18 protein-coding genes are annotated in these 17,474 nt (G+C 38.6%); all 18 read right to left on the reverse strand.

All coding sequences use genetic code 11. The features are described from left to right. Window positions 1–250: 250 nt before the first annotated feature. Window positions 251–1,561 (reverse strand): FADH(2)-oxidizing methylenetetrahydrofolate--tRNA-(uracil(54)-C(5))-methyltransferase TrmFO, encoded by a 1,311-nt coding sequence (gene trmFO, locus RST01_RS03820; RefSeq protein WP_147194167.1) that lies wholly within the window; start codon window positions 1,559–1,561, stop codon window positions 251–253. A 30-nt stretch (window positions 1,562–1,591) separates the two neighbouring features. Beyond that, window positions 1,592–3,667, reverse strand: coding sequence for a type I DNA topoisomerase (topA, locus tag RST01_RS03825; protein WP_147194169.1), 2,076 nt, complete (start codon window positions 3,665–3,667; stop codon window positions 1,592–1,594). Window positions 3,668–3,758: 91 nt separating this feature from the next. Next, entirely contained in the window at window positions 3,759–4,655 is an 897-nt protein-coding gene (dprA, locus tag RST01_RS03830; RefSeq protein ID WP_147194171.1) for a DNA-processing protein DprA, read from the reverse strand. 68 nt (window positions 4,656–4,723) lie between these two features. After that, window positions 4,724–5,626, reverse strand: coding sequence for a succinate--CoA ligase subunit alpha (sucD, locus tag RST01_RS03835; protein ID WP_066785379.1), 903 nt, complete (start codon window positions 5,624–5,626; stop codon window positions 4,724–4,726). A gap of 16 nt (window positions 5,627–5,642) precedes the next feature. Further along, window positions 5,643–6,803 (reverse strand): ADP-forming succinate--CoA ligase subunit beta, encoded by a 1,161-nt coding sequence (sucC, locus tag RST01_RS03840; RefSeq protein ID WP_066785376.1) that lies wholly within the window; start codon window positions 6,801–6,803, stop codon window positions 5,643–5,645. Window positions 6,804–6,968: 165 nt separating this feature from the next. Further along, a complete protein-coding gene (locus RST01_RS03845; protein WP_066785374.1) occupies window positions 6,969–7,265 on the reverse strand; it encodes an EscU/YscU/HrcU family type III secretion system export apparatus switch protein in 297 nt (98 codons plus the stop codon). Continuing rightward, window positions 7,262–9,187 carry a TP0910 N-terminal domain-containing protein gene (locus RST01_RS03850; RefSeq protein ID WP_147194173.1) on the reverse strand — a complete coding sequence of 642 codons (1,926 nt, stop codon included), beginning with the start codon at window positions 9,185–9,187 and terminating at the stop codon, window positions 7,262–7,264. The genes RST01_RS03845 and RST01_RS03850 overlap by 4 nt, the downstream gene beginning before the upstream one ends. A gap of 6 nt (window positions 9,188–9,193) precedes the next feature. Then, window positions 9,194–9,967, reverse strand: a complete 774-nt coding sequence (rnhB, locus tag RST01_RS03855) for a ribonuclease HII (RefSeq protein ID WP_147194174.1) — start codon at window positions 9,965–9,967, stop codon at window positions 9,194–9,196. Between the two features lie 88 nt (window positions 9,968–10,055). After that, entirely contained in the window at window positions 10,056–10,919 is an 864-nt protein-coding gene (ylqF, locus tag RST01_RS03860; protein WP_066785368.1) for a ribosome biogenesis GTPase YlqF, read from the reverse strand. Between the two features lie 12 nt (window positions 10,920–10,931). Beyond that, window positions 10,932–11,501: a signal peptidase I gene (lepB, locus tag RST01_RS03865; protein WP_066785366.1), complete on the reverse strand. Its 570-nt coding sequence runs from the start codon at window positions 11,499–11,501 to the stop codon at window positions 10,932–10,934. Window positions 11,502–11,647: 146 nt separating this feature from the next. Beyond that, entirely contained in the window at window positions 11,648–11,992 is a 345-nt protein-coding gene (rplS, locus tag RST01_RS03870) for a 50S ribosomal protein L19 (RefSeq protein WP_066785363.1), read from the reverse strand. Window positions 11,993–12,126: 134 nt separating this feature from the next. Next, a complete protein-coding gene (gene trmD, locus RST01_RS03875) occupies window positions 12,127–12,861 on the reverse strand; it encodes a tRNA (guanosine(37)-N1)-methyltransferase TrmD (protein WP_147195088.1) in 735 nt (244 codons plus the stop codon). Then, window positions 12,861–13,382, reverse strand: a complete 522-nt coding sequence (rimM, locus tag RST01_RS03880) for a ribosome maturation factor RimM (RefSeq protein WP_066785360.1) — start codon at window positions 13,380–13,382, stop codon at window positions 12,861–12,863. The genes trmD and rimM overlap by 1 nt, the downstream gene beginning before the upstream one ends. Window positions 13,383–13,725: 343 nt before the next feature. After that, a complete protein-coding gene (locus RST01_RS03885; protein WP_066785358.1) occupies window positions 13,726–13,959 on the reverse strand; it encodes a KH domain-containing protein in 234 nt (77 codons plus the stop codon). A 14-nt stretch (window positions 13,960–13,973) separates the two neighbouring features. After that, the gene (gene rpsP, locus RST01_RS03890; protein ID WP_147194176.1) at window positions 13,974–14,246 is read right to left on the reverse strand and encodes a 30S ribosomal protein S16; all 273 of its coding nucleotides are present in this window, start codon (window positions 14,244–14,246) and stop codon (window positions 13,974–13,976) included. 106 nt (window positions 14,247–14,352) lie between these two features. Beyond that, complete coding sequence (gene ffh, locus RST01_RS03895; protein ID WP_147194178.1) at window positions 14,353–15,708, reverse strand: signal recognition particle protein; 1,356 nt, start codon at window positions 15,706–15,708, stop codon at window positions 14,353–14,355. 12 nt (window positions 15,709–15,720) lie between these two features. Continuing rightward, a complete protein-coding gene (locus RST01_RS03900) occupies window positions 15,721–16,056 on the reverse strand; it encodes a putative DNA-binding protein (RefSeq protein ID WP_066785351.1) in 336 nt (111 codons plus the stop codon). 151 nt (window positions 16,057–16,207) lie between these two features. After that, window positions 16,208–17,473, reverse strand: coding sequence for a signal recognition particle-docking protein FtsY (gene ftsY, locus RST01_RS03905; protein WP_147194180.1), 1,266 nt, complete (start codon window positions 17,471–17,473; stop codon window positions 16,208–16,210). Window position 17,474: the final 1 nt, after the last annotated feature.

Below are 17,474 nucleotides of genomic sequence, written 5' to 3' on the forward strand. Positions count from 1 at the left end.
ACTCCAAACTAAAGCTTTCTTTTGTATTCTCCCACTGTCATTGAATTAAATAAAGCAAGAACACTTTTTAACAACTTAGAATATGGAAATTTTCAGTAGATTTATGGCGTTTTTGTGTCCAAAATGGATCTTTTAATAGTATGCCTAAAATTGGAATAGATTAACCTTAAATAAGAAAAAAACAAAAAAATATTGACAAAGCAAAAAGCCCTTAAAAGTATATCAACAATTAAGGACTTTAGCAAACTAATTATAATGTATTTAATTCTTTGAATTGTTTTAGCGCTGCTAGTGCACGTTCCGCATGTTTCTCTCCGCGTTCCTGCTTCGATTTAATCTTTTCTCCTAGTGGAGGGAATAAACCAAAGTTAACATTCATTGGTTGGAAATGCTTAGCATCAGTCTCTGTTATATAACGAGCCATACTACCAAGTGCAGTTTCAGATGGGAATATACACAAGTCCTGTTGCTGTGCTAACCGAGCAGCATTAATACCTGCAATGAGTCCGCTCCCCGCTGATTCTACATATCCTTCTACCCCTGTCATTTGACCTGCAAAGAACAAAGTAGGACGTGCTTTTAATTGATACGTCTTTGCCATCGCTTTAGGAGAATTAATAAATGTATTTCGATGCATAACACCATACCGTACAATTTCCAGGTTTTCTAAGCCTGGAATCATACTAAACACTTCTTTTTGAGCTCCCCATTTTAAATGCGTTTGGAACCCTACCAGGTTATAAAGTGTTCCTGCTGCATCATCTTGGCGAAGTTGGACTACTGCAAAAGGTCTTTTTCCTGTCTTTGGATCTTCTAACCCTACAGGTTTCATTGGACCAAACAGCATAGTTTTAGGTCCACGTTCAGCCATTACTTCAATAGGCATACAACCTTCAAAGTATTTTTCTTTTTCAAATTCATTTAGTGGTGCTTTTTCTGCATCTACTAAAGCTTTTTGGAAAGCATAGAATTCCTCTTCTGTCATAGGACAGTTTAGATATGCTGCTTCCCCTTTATCATAGCGAGATTTCAAATAAACTTTATCCATATTGATGCTCTCTTTTTCAATAATAGGAGCTGCTGCATCATAAAAGTATAAATATTCTTCGCCTGTTAATTCTTTAATTTTATCCGCAAGTGCTGGGGATGTTAATGGTCCAGTTGCGATAACAGTAATCCCCTCAGGAATCTCTGTTACTTCTTCATTCACCACTTCAACAAGCGGATGATTTTTCACCTTTTCCGTTATATAACCAGAAAATTCATGGCGGTCAACAGCTAGTGCACCACCTGCTGGTACTGAGCATTGGTCTGCTGCTTCAATAATAATTGAATCTAGTTGGCGCATTTCTTCTTTAATAACGCCAACAGCATTTGTAAGATTATTTGCACGCAATGAATTGCTGCAAACAAGTTCTGCAAATTTATCCGTGTGGTGGGCTGGTGTTTGTTTCACAGGACGCATTTCAAAAAGACGGACGTTAATACCTCTTTTCGCAATTTGCCATGCTGCTTCACTTCCTGCTAAACCCGCTCCAATAACATTCACAATTGTTGTCATAACTCTCTTTACCTGCTTTCTAATAGTGCATCATTGTGTAGGTTGTTCCTTGTAGTCGCAATTTGTACATTGGACTTGAATACCCTTTTTAATCTTTTTCTCCACCAATAATTCATTACATTTTGGACAAGGGCGATTAATTGGCTTATCCCAAGAGACAAAATCACAATCTGGATAGCGGTTACATCCATAAAAAATCCGCTTTGTTTTACTCTTTCTTTCAACAATCTCGCCCTCTTTACATTTAGGGCATTTGACTCCGATCTCTTTCACAATAGCTTTAGTATTCCGACAATCTGGGAAATTGCTACAAGCCATAAACTTGCCATATCGTCCTAGCTTAAAGACCATTGGCGAGCCGCAAACTTCACAATCTTCGCCAGCAGGTTCATCTTTTATTTCAACTTTTTCCATCGCAATTTCTGCATGCTGTAGATCTTTCTCGAATTTACGGAAAAAGTCATCGATAATTTTTTTCCATTTTACATCGCCATCTTCTATACTGTCTAAATCTTTTTCCATTTGAGCAGTGAATTCAATATTAATGATATCAGGGAAAAATTCTAGTACGAGTGAATGTACTATTTCCCCAAGCTCAGTTGGCACAAAGCGTTTAGCTTCTAACGTTACATATCCCCGCTTTTGAATTGTATCTAATGTAGGGGCGTATGTTGAAGGACGGCCGATCCCTAGTTCTTCTAACGTTTTTACAAGCCTTGCTTCAGAAAAACGTGGAGGTGGCTGCGTAAAATGTTGTTTTGGATTTATTTCTAGACTCTTAACCACGTCTCCCTTTTCAAGCGGCGGCAGTAGTTTGTCTTTTTCTTCTTTCTGGTCGTCTGATCCTTCTATATAAAGCTTCATAAAACCAGGGAATTTCACATTGGAGCCTGAAGCTCTAAAAATAACATCGCCATTTTGCAAATCTGCCGTAACTGTATCTAAAATAGCAGGAGCCATTTGGCTTGCTACAAAGCGATCCCAAATCAAACGATACAATCTTAATTGATCTCGTGACAATACTGTTTTAAGTTGATCTGGATGACGCATAGTGCTTGTTGGGCGGATTGCCTCATGCGCATCTTGCGCTTTTTCTGACTTCTTCGCCTGTTGATTGATCGGCGTTGTATATTCATTTCCATAAGTTTGATCAATATATTGAAAGGCTTCTTTTTTAGCCGTCTCTGAGATACGAGTTGAATCTGTTCTCATATATGTAATCAAACCGACTGTACCTTCTTTACCAACATCAATACCTTCATATAATTGTTGTGCTAGCATCATTGTTTTTCTTGCTCTAAAGTTTAGCTTTCGAGCTGCTTCTTGTTGCAGTGATGAGGTAGTGAAAGCAGGTGAAGGATTTCGTTTTCTTTCTCGTTTAACTACTTTAATAATTTCAAAGTCTTCACCATTTAGTTTCGCTAAAATTGCTTCAACTTCTTCTTTATTTTTTAATTTAATTTTTTCTTTGGCATTACCATAAAAGAGTGCATCAAAAGGTTTTTTTCCTTTTTGGAAATTACCTTCGATTGTCCAGTATTCTTCAGGCTGGAAATTTTTAATTTCATTCTCACGATCAATAATAAGCCTTAATGCAACTGATTGTACACGTCCTGCTGATAAACCCTTTTTGACTTTCTTCCATAATAAAGGGCTAATGTTGTAACCTACGAGACGGTCTAGTATTCTGCGTGCTTGCTGTGCATCTACTAAATCAATATCAATTGGTCTAGGATGTTTAAATGATTCTTTTATTGCATCCTTCGTTATTTCATTAAATACTACTCTGCAGTCTGATTCGATATCAATATTTAAAGCTTGCGCTAAGTGCCATGCAATCGCTTCACCCTCACGATCGGGATCGGCTGCTAGATAGATTTTTTTTGCTTTTTTCGCAGCTGATTTTAAATCCTGCAGTACAGGGCCTTTACCGCGAATCGTAATATATCTAGGCTCATAATTATTTTCAGTATCAATACCCATCTGACTGCGTGGAAGATCTCGCACATGACCAATTGATGCTTTTACTTTATATTTTTTTCCTAAGTAACGTTCAATTGTCTTCGCTTTTGCAGGAGATTCCACTATCACTAAATAATCCGACATATAAGTTCCCCCTTAGAGAGGCTGTTTAAGTTTTCAAAAGAAATACCTGTTGCAAAATGTATAACAGAAAATCAAATTTTGCAACCATTTTTCATTTCGAATGTAAAAATTCTTCTAATTCTTCTATTATTTGATAGCCATTCCATATAGGTTTAGCTCCTTCTGCAATCAGTTTGTGTGGCCCTTTTGAAAGTGGATTTGTAATATCGCCTGGCACAGCAAAAATTGTTTTGCCATTTTCTAATCCATGATCAATTGTGCTTAAAGTACCGCTTTTTTCAGCCGCTTCTGTTACCACTATTCCCGTCGATAAACCGCTAATGATTCGATTACGCATAGGAAAATGCCATTTTTGCGGCTTGACGTATGGTGGATATTCGCTTATAAGCAGCTGATTTATTTCCATTTGCTCAGCAAGTTTTTTATTTTCTTTAGGATATAAATGAAATAATCCATGTCCAAGTACCCCTACTGTTTTTCCAGAAAAACGAATAGTTGTTTCATGTGCCTTGCGGTCAGCACCTTTTGCCAAACCACTGACAATGACAAACTCATGCTCTATTAATGGCGGCACGATGAAGTTTAATACCTTATCTGTATAAGTAGTAGCATTTCTTGCTCCTATAATAGCTATCTTTCGTTTATTCTCTAAAATTGCAGAGTCGCCTTTTGTATAAAGTACTACTGGCGGGTCATATAATGCAAGTAATCTGGTGGGGTATAAGGGATGATTAAAAGGTATGGGGATAATTTTATGTGCTTTGTATGCTTGTAGGAGTGGGGTCTCCAACGTTTTTAAATAATTTTTTTGCAATTTTTGAGCTTTATCGACAGAGATATTTAATAGGATGGCTAATTCAGATGCTTCAGTATGCCCAATTCTCTCTAAATTTGGATCTCTTTGAAGAAGTGATGAAAGTCTGTTTAGGGGAACAGGGAACACATAATGCAATGCTAGTATTCTTTCAGAAAAGGTCAAATGACTCATGACCTTCCTCCCTTCACATTGAAATGAAAAAGTGTAGCACTTTAGAGTGCTACACTACACTATACATATTAATGGGTTTTGCACTTATCGTACAAGCCTTTTTCTTTAATAACACGGATAAATGTTTCGCCGATTACAGCTGGTGTTTCAGCTACTTCAATACCGCACTCTCTCATTGTTTTGATTTTTTCAGCAGCTGTTCCTTTACCGCCAGAAATAATAGCGCCGGCATGGCCCATACGTTTTCCTGGAGGTGCTGTTTGGCCACCGATAAATCCAACTACTGGTTTCGTCATGTTGGCTTTAACCCATTCAGCAGCTTCTTCTTCAGCAGTACCGCCGATTTCACCAATCATGATTACGCCATATGTGTCTGGATCTGCTTCAAACTCTTTTAATACATCGATAAAGTCCGTACCATTGACAGGGTCCCCACCAATACCAACAGCAGTAGATTGACCAATGCCCTCTACTGTTAATTGATGAACAGCTTCATAAGTCAATGTACCAGAACGAGAAACAACGCCTACATGGCCTTTTGTATGAATATAGCCAGGCATGATACCAATTTTACACTCATCCGCTGTGATAACACCTGGGCAGTTTGGTCCGATTAAACGTGTTTTCTTGCCTTCCATATAACGTTTAACTTTAACCATATCAAGTACTGGAATATGTTCAGTGATACAGATAACCATGTCTAATTCGGCATCTACCGCTTCTAGAATAGCATCTGCCGCAAATGGAGCAGGTACATAAATTACAGATACATTTGCACCTGTATTTTCTACTGCATCGCTAACCGTATTAAATACAGGAACCCCTTCCACTGTAGTGCCACCTTTACCAGGAGTTACACCAGCTACGATCTTTGTGCCATACTCAAGCATTTGTTTTGTATGGAAAAGAGCTGTCGAACCTGTAATGCCTTGTACCAATACTTTTGTATCTTTGTTGATGTAAATACTCATCCCGATTCCGCCTTTCTTAACCTACAAGTTCCACAATTTTTTGAGCGCCATCAGCCATTGAATCTGCTGCAACAATATCTAAGCCTGATTCATTTAATAATTTTTTGCCTAGTTCTACGTTTGTACCCTCAAGTCTTACTACTAGAGGTACCTTTAGACCTACTTCTTTGGCTGCAACAATGACACCTTCAGCGATTACGTCACACTTCATAATACCGCCGAAAATATTGACAAAGATCCCTTTAACATTCGGATCTGAAAGGATAATTTTAAATGCCTCTGTTACTTTTTCAGCTGTTGCACCGCCCCCAACATCCAGGAAGTTTGCGGGTCTTCCGCCGTAAAAGCTGATTGTATCCATAGTAGACATAGCAAGTCCTGCCCCATTTACCATACAACCAATATTGCCATCAAGTGTAACATAGTTTAAGTCATACTTTGATGCTTCGATTTCTTTTTGGTCTTCTTCATCAAAATCGCGCAATTCGACAACATCTTTATGGCGATACAATGCATTGTCGTCGAAGTTGAATTTGGCATCAAGTGCCATTACTTCTCCGTCTCCTGTAACAGCAAGCGGGTTAATTTCTAAGATGGAAGCATCTTTATCTGTAAACGCTTTATATAAACCTAACATTAAATTAGCAGTTTTATTGATTAACTTAGTAGGGATATTCATATTAAAAGCAAGGCGTCTAGCTTGGAAGCCTGTTAAACCTACTACTGGATCGATAACTTCTTTAAATATTTTTTCTGGTGTTTCTTCAGCAACTTCCTCGATATCCATACCACCTGCTTCAGATCCCATTAATGTTACGCGAGAAGTCGCACGATCAACTAAAAGACTTACATAGTATTCTTTTTGAATATCTGAACCTGCCTCTATGTATAGGCGTTTTACTTCTTTTCCTTCTGGGCCGGTTTGATGTGTTACAAGTACTTTGCCCAATAATTCTTTTGCGTAAGAGCGAACCTCATCTAAGTTTTTCGCAATCTTTACACCGCCAGCTTTACCGCGGCCGCCTGCATGAATTTGAGCTTTTACTACCGTAACTTTGGAATCTAATTCTTTCGCAATATTTACTGCTTCTTCTGGCGAGAAAGCAACCCGACCAGCAGGAACAGCTACCCCATATTTACGAAGAATCTCTTTCCCTTGATATTCGTGGATATTCATCCTTGTTCCTCCCAACTAAATTCCTTCATGTTCTCAAATACTAGTATTCTGAAATACAAGTTTATTGTATATAAATAAAACTATAATGTCCAGAGATTCTCTATTTTATGACATTTTTTATTTAAAAAATAACAATTTGTGCTACGAAAGAACAAAGAGATTTTATCACATTTTGTCGATTTTTGTCTTTTCATGGAGTTGATCTAACTGGTAAATAAATGCAAATACTTCTGCGACGGCTTGATAAAGTTCCTCTGGTATACTTTCATTGAGATCTAGCTGTCCCAATAATTGAACAAGTGACGGATCTTTTTGTATGGGAATGTGATTGGCTTCTGCCCGCTCTAAAATCTTTTCAGCAATTTGACCCTTCCCTTTTGCAATCACTTTAGGCGCATCTGCTTGGTTGGGATTATAAGTTAAGGCAACCGCTTCCTTACGCACACTTGGCTCTTTTGTCATATTTTGAAATCAACTCCCCTTTGTTCGGCATTTGAAGATTGGAAAAGATTGATGCTATTGCTTTTAGCTGTTTCCGGCTGGTCTTTGAAAATGAGACCGGACAGCTGGTAATCATGACGTGCTAGATTTTCTTTTAACAACGCTTTAAGGGGGGCTGCTAAGTTTTTTAGACCTTCGTTGTCATTGTAGATATTTATAGTTACTATCCTGCTTTGAACCTGCATGTCCACTACTGTTTCTTTTAATGAATGCAATTGCAAATAAAATAGGATGCGTGCAAAATCCGCATCAATCTTTCCATCTGCACCTTTCCTACCGCTCCACTGCAGTGTTGCCTCTGATTGCCTTCCTAAGAAATTAAGTGGTAATTGCATGATTAGCTGTTGCTCTGGCCCTAATTCAGTAGATAAATACTGCATTCCATCAAGCCTTGCTGACACTTGCTTTGCTAAATCTTTAGTTGCGTCAGATACCACTCCATTTTGCAAAAGCCCAATTAGTTGCGGTTTTAGTTGTTCAGCGAATTGGCGAATGTCAGATGAGGCGTCTGCTAATTTTGCTTCGTAACTTAGCCCTAGTCCCTTGAATAATTCCTTAATGGTCGCTTGAATAGCTTTACCGTTTAGATTATTTGCCAATTGATCCTCAGTCTCTTGTAGCATTCCTTTTAAATGTGTTGATTTCGACTCTAACGTATACTTTGTTAAATGGCTGAAAAGTTGTTCGGAATTACCCTCCTGGCCAAGCAATTGAAGCAGCTGGTGCTTAGCTGATGTGCCTTTATCATCTACTTCAAATGGTTTTACTATCGCGTTCTCACTAGCAGCCTTTAACAATTGCTCTTGCAATTGAGTTATGACAGCTTTAGTTTGGGCTATGTCTTTCGTTGATGTGGATTGTTGTGCCAATTGAATTAGGTTACTTTTTTGTTCTGTAGTAAGTAATGTATTCTTTTCAATGGCTGTTTGAATTTGCCCGATAAGCTGTCCCTTATCTTGGGTAGTCGGCTGCTGTTCTAGCGCCTGAAGCAGTTTCACTATTGTACGCAGCTCTATTGGCTGTTCCGTCTTGTTGTTTATGGGGTCGGAGGTTGCCCCACTGCTAGCCGGTTGTTGAAAAATCTCTTGCTGCCAATTGGACAACCTCGAATTTTGAGGTATTACTCCCACATCCTTCAACGCCTGCAAAATAGCCGCTTTATTTTCTGGCAACGTTTGCTCTGAAGATAAGGCTTCTACCATTTTCCCAAGCAGAATACCCCCTGTTTCCTTTAAAAGAGGATTGTTGATTTGTTCTAGCTGATTCAGTAGTTGATTTTTCATGCCCATGGAGATTGTCTCATCCGTTTTTACGACTTGCTGGAAGTTTTTCAACAGGTCTGCAAATCCATTTTTCATATTTCCTTCCAGGACAGCTTGAAATGTACCTTGTTGAATAGGCAGCTTATGTGCTATAAGCTTTTGGATAATTTGTAAAGCTTCCTTTGTCCCTAGATTATCCGGCAAATTTTTCAATAATTCCTCTGCTTGCAAAAAAAGTTCTTTTGACAGCGGCAAATTATTTTTGAGAAAAAATGAAGCTAGTTCTTTCAGAGAAGTTGTTTGATTTAATCCAAGTGCATTTAATAGCTGATCTGCTTGTTGAGTTAGTGGCATTGCAGATGACATAGGGTTTGATATTACTTTTAATTGTAAATCTGGTTCAGTACCTGACACTTGAAAATAATGCGCATTGCCTGCCTGCAAAGGAATTTCTAATTTTGCGATTAACTTTTGGCCACCAATTTGAATTTCTGCCATTTGGTTAGGAAAAAGTTGTTTTATCGTACCATGGATTACCTGGCCTTGCTTAAGTGTGAGCGGCTGCTGGTTATTAACCATTGTTTTGCCCAATTGAACTGAGTTCAATGATGGATAATTCACTACACTTCACCCTTTCGTTAAAAGAATAGATTTAATCGGTTCAAATGTCTTTCGATGAATCGGTGTAGGACCATGTTGTTCTAATGCATCTAGATGCTGCTTAGTACCATAACCTGCATGCTTTTCAAAGCCATAGAATGGGTACTTATCAGCCATTTCCTCCATGTAATGATCTCTTGCAGTCTTCGCTAATATGGATGCTGCTGCAATTGCCAAACTTTTGGCATCCCCTTTAATAATAGAAGCTTGTTCTATATCAATCGGCAAAGTCATGGCATCTGCCAGTACAAAATCGGGCTTTAACTGCAGCATTTCAACTGAGGACTTCATGGATTGTTTTGTCGCTTCATAAATATTAAGTTCATCAATAATATCAGCTGGTTGAAAGTGGATCGCTGTAGCTAATGCACACTCTTGAATTTTCTCTGCGAATTTCTCCCTGGCCTGCTTAGAAAGTTGCTTAGAATCGTTTAAGCCTATCAATGAGTCGCATTCATCTGGCAATATAACAGCTGCTGTTACTACCGGTCCTGCCAATGGTCCACGACCAGCTTCATCAATGCCTGCAATTAATGCCTGTTTATATGGCCTAAACGACTGGTCAAATGCTATTTTCTTTTGGTGCTCTTTAGCCAGTTCATTTTCTTTCTCTTTTCGTCGATACCATTGCTGCAAGGCTTTTTTGGCTCCTTGCCGTGGATCGTCTTTTAACTCTTCCATCCATTCCTGCCATTCAACAATAGTATCTAATTCTTCTTTAATATTTTTGATTGTTCTCATGTCTTGTTCTCCTAATCGTTATCTTATGTATCGGCTAAATCTATCAAAAATCCAGAAAAAAACCTTTTTTGCCTGTGGGCAAAAAAGGTTATGGTTTTGTTGCAAAATCTTCTACAAAATCGAAAGTCAGTTTACCAAGCTGCTGGCCCCTGATATCACGCACTATCAGCTCTGCTACTTGATCATAATCAATCTCGCCTCCGCTGATTATAACACGGCGTAACTTGCCGATATGATCAAAGGTTTTTACAATTTCATCATCCAATTGTGAAAGTTTATAGCGTTCTTCCATTCTTCCAGGATAATATTGATTTAAAAATTTCAAGCCATAAATCGCTAAGTCATCCATATTGGTAATAGCATCTTTAATCGCTCCAGTGAGCGCTAATTTATAGCCTACCTCTTGATCCTCAAACTTAGGCCAAAGAATCCCGGGAGTATCCAGCAACTCTAGTTCTTTTTCAACCTTAATCCATTGCTGCGATTTTGTAACGCCTGGGGTATTACCTGTTTTTGCAACGTTCTTCTTGGCTAGTCGGTTAATCAGCGTCGATTTTCCAACGTTCGGTATTCCAACTATCATAGCACGGATAGCGCGCGTTTTAAGGCCTTTTGCTCTCATTCTAGCCCATTTATCCGCCAACAGTTCTTGCGCCGCCTTTGTGACCTGTTTGAGCCCTTTACTATCTAATGAATTGATAGCTATTGCTTTTTGGCCCTGTTGTTCAAAAAATGACAGCCACTTTTTTGTTTGTGCTTCATCTGCCATATCTGCCTTGTTTAGAATAAGCAGCCTTGTTTTTTGATGAATAACTTCGTCAAGCATAGGATTTCTAGAAGACATCGGAAGCCGCGCGTCAATTAATTCAAAAATAATATCAACAAGCTTTAGATTTTCTGTTACCTGCCTGCGCGCTTTGGCCATATGTCCAGGAAACCATTGAATCGTCAATTTGTTCACTCCTTATTTTACTTTGCCCATTTGATCGAGTGGCCAAAAGACAACGTTTGTTTTACCAATAATTTTGCTGATCGGTACAATGCCAATATGCCGGCTATCCTTACTATACCGTCTATTATCACCCATAACGAATACATAACCGTCCGGGATTGTATCACCTTTTGCATTAGGCGTATCCCTTAATGAGAAGTCCTCTGTTAAGGTTCCACCGTCCATGATTTCTTCTTTATATTTCTTTAAATATGGCTCGGCAATCTTTTTGCCATTTATATATAACTGATCATCTTTATACATTAATCGATCTCCAGGTAATCCAATAATACGTTTAATGTAATCTTTTTTCTCAGGAGCATGAAAGACAACAATATCGAAGCGATGAATATCACCAATATGGTAGCCAAACCGGTTGACAATCATACGATCTCCGTTTTCGAGTGTAGGCATCATTGATTCTCCGTCAACAACAATCGGTGTAAATAATAAATAACGGATACCTGCAGCCAGTACAAAGGCAATCACAAGTGCTTTTGTCCATTCCCACAACTCATTTTTTTCTTTTTTCTCTTTTTTCAAAAAGATGCCCCCTTGATATTAATCCAGAATATACATCTAGAGCGGTTTCACAAGCGTGCCCATTATATATCTATTGTACAGGGATTTGCCGTTTGAAGCAAAAAGAAAGAGAGCTAAAATGCAGCTCTCTTTTAACATATTTAAGCTTATCGAATTTCTTTAATACGAGCAGCTTTACCACGTAAATTACGTAGGTAGTACAATTTAGCGCGACGAACTTTACCGCGACGAGTAACTTCTAGTTTAGCGATTTTTGGAGTGTGTAATGGGAATGTACGTTCAACTCCAACGCCATAAGAGATTTTGCGAACTGTGAAAGTTTCGCTGATACCGCCACCACGACGTTTAATTACAACACCTTCGTATACTTGGATACGTTCGCGAGTACCTTCGACTACTTTAACGTCGATTTTTACTGTATCACCAGCACGGAATGCAGGGATGTCAGTACGAAGTTGGTCTTTAGTGATTTCTGAAATAATGTTTGACATTGTTTTCTCTCCTTGGACAGATGCTCTTGCAGGTCACTTTGGTTGCTACAGCGGAACACCGTAATTCGGCATTTTCATAAAATGCATCTCAAATATTATCATAAATTTAGATGTATTGCAAGAGATCCTCTCTTTTATGCTTTGCCGTTTTTAAGTTTTTCTAAATATGTTTTTTGTTCTTTGCTTAGTTCAATATCTGCTAATAAATCCGGTCTTCTCTCAAAAGTACGTTTTAACGATTGTTCCATACGCCATTGCTCAATTTTCGCATGGTTGCCTGATAAAAGAACATCCGGCACCTTCATTCCGCGAAAATCTGCTGGCCGTGTATAATGAGGATGTTCCAACATACCCGTTGAAAAAGAATCTAAAATGGGCGAATCATCATTGCCGAGCACTCCTGGCAATAAACGCACCACACTATCGATAATCGTCATAGCAGCTAATTCTCCGCCTGTTAGAACAAAGTCGCCTATGGAGAGTTCATCTGTTACTAAATATTCTCTTATACGTTCATCGTAGCCTTCGTAATGGCCACATAGGAACAGTAAATCTTCTTCTTTGGCCAATTCTTCAGCTTTCTTTTGGGTAAACCGTTCACCCTGAGGGCACATTAAAATGACACGTGGTTTTTTGCCATCCTTCGAAAGCGCCTCAACCGCATTAAAAAGTGGTTCAGGTTTCAATACCATACCTGCACCACCACCATATGGATAATCATCCACCTGCGCATGTTTATTCGCGGCATATTCTCTAAAGTCAGTAACAGACAATCCGACTGCTTCTTTCTCTTGCGCCTTTTTTAGAATAGACGAGCCAAAGACGCCCGTAAACATTTCGGGAAATAATGAGAGTACATGGATGTTCATCATGATAGCAAACCTTCTATCACTTCGATTACAATCTTTCCTTCTTCAATATTTACTTCTTTTATAAATTCATCAACTACAGGGATATAGTGCATTTTGCCATCTTCACCCTTTACTGTCCATACATCATTGGCAGCTGTCTCAAAAATTTCTTTTACTTGGCCAATAGCTTGTCCCTCTTGGTTATAAACCGTGCATCCAATAATCTCATGATAATAAAATTCATTATCTTGCAATTCATCTTCTTCTAATTGCTCTTCATTTACCTTTAAAATGCCGTCTCGGAAAGGTTCTACATCATTAATATTAGGATAGCCTTCAAATGTAAGAAGAATAAAGTTTTTATGCTTGCGGGAGGATGCGACCGTCAATAATAGCGGCTTTGTATCCCCTTTTCTAAATAGTCCTAGTTGTTGGCCAACTGCATATCTTTCTTCTGGAAAGTCAGTTTGGGAGATGACGCGCACTTCTCCGCGTATGCCATGTGTATTAACAATTTTCCCTACGTTATACCATTCCATCTTTTTCACCTCTTTTAATTTATGAGATCTTTACATTCACTCTAGTTTATTATATCCATTTTCTCTATTGCCCCTACAGCAAAATTGGAGACTATTCAAAAATTATCATCAGCTCTTGGAAGTGAGTTTTGCTACATGTCCTCAGGAAGTACAATAAGCCCCTCTTCCGCTTTTCAATATAGTCTATAAAAACTAATATTCAATGAAAAACCTACTACAGCTTCATTTTTTCTGTGAACTCCAAAACTTTAAGGAAAAAGACATATACTTGTCCTATTTGCTTTAGAAAAAACACGATGTTAAAAATAAAACTAGGAAGGGATTATGCTCCTTCCTAGTTTCATTAATCTAAAATATCGATATAAATTTTCTTGCCGCGATGGTTGCCTGCTGCTGAGTAAACAATTGTACGAACTGCTTTTGCAACACGTCCTTGCTTGCCAATAACCTTTCCCATATCACTAGGGTGGACAGAAAGTTTATATACAATGCGATGATTATTTTCGTCACATGTTATCTTCACTTCGTTTGGATAATCGACTAAAGGTTTTACGATTGTCTCGATCAGCTGCTGCATAAGACCGCCTCCGATTATTTACCGATTTTAGAGTTATGGAATTTTTCCATGATGCCTTGGTCTGAGAACAAGTTACGAACTGTATCAGATGGTTTTGCACCATTTGTTAACCAAGCTAATGCTTTAGTTTCGTCGATTTTAACTTCTGCTGGAGAAGTTAGTGGGTTGTAAGTACCGATTGTTTCGATAGAGCGGCCATCACGTGGTGAACGTGAATCAGCAACTACGATACGGTAGAAAGGAGATTTTTTTGCTCCCATACGTTTTAAACGAATTTTAACTGCCATTTTTAATTGCACCTCCGAATAGTTTCACACAAGATAGTATGATATCAAGCTTTAAATACTTTGTAAAGTGTTTTTTCTTAACACACATTATTTTAACTTATTTTTTTTATTTAAACAAGGAGTCTAGCCCAGGAAGTTTCATTTTTTTCTTTCCTTTTTGAGCCATACCTGTCATTTGCTTCATCATTTTCTTCATATCATCAAACTGCTTAATCAGTCGATTGACTTCTTGTACAGAAGAGCCAGATCCTTTAGCAATTCTTTTTCTACGGCTGGCATTGATAATTTCAGGGTTCGTTTTTTCAGCAGGCGTCATAGACAATATAATGGCTTCTATATGGCCAATTTGTTTGTCATCTATCTTTGCGTTTTCTAAGCCCTTAATTTTATTTGCGCCAGGTAGCATTTTTAAAATTTCATCAAGCGGTCCTAATTTTTTCACTTGGCTCATTTGGTCTAAGAAGTCATCTAAAGTAAAGCTTTGAGTTTTGAACTTTTCCTCAAGCTCTCGAGCCTTATCCTCGTCAACTGTAGCCTGAGCTTTTTCAATTAGGGTCATAACGTCGCCCATGCCGAGAATACGAGAAGCCATACGTTCTGGATGGAATTGTTCCAGCGCATCCATTTTTTCGCCCATACCAACAAATTTAATTGGCTTTTCTGTTACAGAACGAATAGAAAGCGCCGCACCACCACGTGTATCGCCATCTAATTTTGTCAATATAACGCCAGTAATGCCTACAGCTTCATTAAAACTTTCCGCTACGTTTACAGCATCTTGCCCTGTCATGGCATCAACTACTAGGAAAACTTCATCTGGTTCCTTTAAGCCACGGATATCTTTTAATTCCTGCATTAGATTTTCATCGATATGCAATCGTCCAGCTGTATCGACCAAGACAACATCATGGTGTTCTTCTTTGGCTTTTTCTAATGCTTGGCGCACTATTTCCACAGGCGAAATATCTGTACCTAAAGCAAAAACAGGCAACGAAAGCTGTTTACCAAGTGTTTGCAATTGCTGAACCGCCGCAGGACGATAAACATCCGCTGCAACTAGCAATGGCTTACGATTGTATTTTTTACGCAATACATTAGCCAATTTACCGGTAGTCGTTGTTTTACCGGCACCTTGTAAACCTACCATCATAATAACAGTAGGCGGCTTAGGCGCGAATTTAATCGGGCTTTGCTCTCCACCCATCAATTCTGTTAGTTCATCTTTTACGATTTTGATTACTTGTTGGCCAGGTGTCAAACTCTTCATTACATCCTGACCTACAGCACGTTCACTAACTTTTTTTATAAACGTTTTAACCACTTTTAAGTTAACATCGGCCTCGATTAAAGCAAAACGAACTTCGCGCATCATTTCTTTTACGTCTTGTTCGTTTACTTTTCCCTTACCTTTAATCTTATTGATCGTTCCTTGGAGCCGCTCCGCTAAACCTTCAAATGCCATAAAAATCGCCTCCTAATCCCATTCTTTAAGCTGTTCAATCAGCGATAATACCTCTTTGCTGTCTGCTTGGATATCTGCCATACTTTTTGAAAGCTTTGTTATTATTTTCTGTCGGTTTTGGAATTTCTCAAACAATTGAAGTTTTTCTTCATATTCTTCAAGCATCGCTTCAGTTCTGCGAATATTATCGTAAACTGCTTGACGTGACACCTCATAAGCTTCTGCTATTTCCCCCAATGAGTGATCATCTAGGTAATAAAGCTGCATATAACTTCTTTGTTTGTCCGTCAACAACGCTTGATAAAAGTCAAAGAGAAAGTTCATGCGTGTTGTTTTTTCAAGTAACATACTGAAACTCCCCTCGATTATACATACTCTACTGTATCTTAATTTCAAAACCTCTATCCGTCAAGTAAAATTACTTGTCTTTTCGACTTTCATTCAAAAAAAACGCAAGAATGCAGCAGTAGGAACATACGACATTCTTGCGTTTCGCTAACTATTCTTTTTCTTCAGCCAGTTGTTCATCTAAAGCATCCGCGAAAAGGCCGTAAACATATCGCTCAGAGTCAAACGGCTGCAAATCATCCATTTGTTCTCCGAGACCGACAAATTTAACGGGAATATGCAATTTATTGCGAATAGCAAGTACAATACCGCCTTTTGCTGTACCATCTAGCTTTGTTAATACAATACCAGTAACATTTGTCGCTTCTTTAAATATTTGAGCTTGTTGTAAAGCATTTTGTCCTGTTGTAGCATCGAGTGCAAGTAAAACTTCATGAGGCGCTGTCGGAATTTCCCGGGAAATGACACGATGAACCTTTTCCAGCTCATTCATTAAGTTTACTTTATTTTGCAGCCGACCGGCAGTATCGCAAATTAATACATCTGCTTTACGATTTTTCGCTGCACGGATTGCATCATACATAACAGCAGCTGGATCTGATCCTTCTGACTGTTTAATCACTTCAACGCCTACACGGTCTCCCCAAACTTGTAACTGGTCTATAGCACCAGCTCGGAAGGTATCGCCGGCAGCGAGTATAACCGACTTCCCTTCTTGCTTTAAACGGTGAGCAAGTTTGCCAATAGTTGTGGTCTTGCCCACGCCATTCACGCCAACAAATAAAATAACCGTTAACTCATCTTCTTGTATATTTAAGCTTGTGATATCCTCTTCGCCTTGTTCATAAATTTCAACCAGCTTTTCGGAAATCAACGCTTGGATACCATCTGTATTTTTAATATTTTTGCGTTGTACTTCAAAACGCAATTTTTCCGTTAGCTCCATCACGGTCTCCATGCCAACGTCAGCTTGCAATAAAAGGTCTTCAAGCTCTTCAAAAAACTCTTCATCCACATGGCGGTAGCGTGCTACAAGATCATTTACCTTAGAGGTAAAGGAATTACGCGTTTTGGCTAAGCCAGATTTGAATTTTTCCGTAATAGAGAAAGCAGAAAAGCCCCATTTTGACTTTGCTTCTTCTTTATTTTCTTCTTCATCGGAGGATACTTCTTGTTCCTCTTCTAATTCTTCTTTTTCTTCTAGCCCTACCTGCTCGTCTTGTTTTTCTTCGTGCTCATGTTCTTCAGTAGATTGTTCTACCTGTTCTTCCTTCACCGCTTCTTTGACATCTATATCATTTGACGGTGCATCTTCTACTATTCCCGCTTTTTCACCCTGCTCCAGGTCTTCCATTTCAGCAGGATCGTTTTTCGGACCGCCTGTGAGTTTTTCTTTCATACGTTTTAGAAAGCTCATA

This window comes from Rummeliibacillus stabekisii, from assembly GCF_007988965.1.
Lineage (GTDB): Bacteria > Bacillota > Bacilli > Bacillales_A > Planococcaceae > Rummeliibacillus > Rummeliibacillus stabekisii.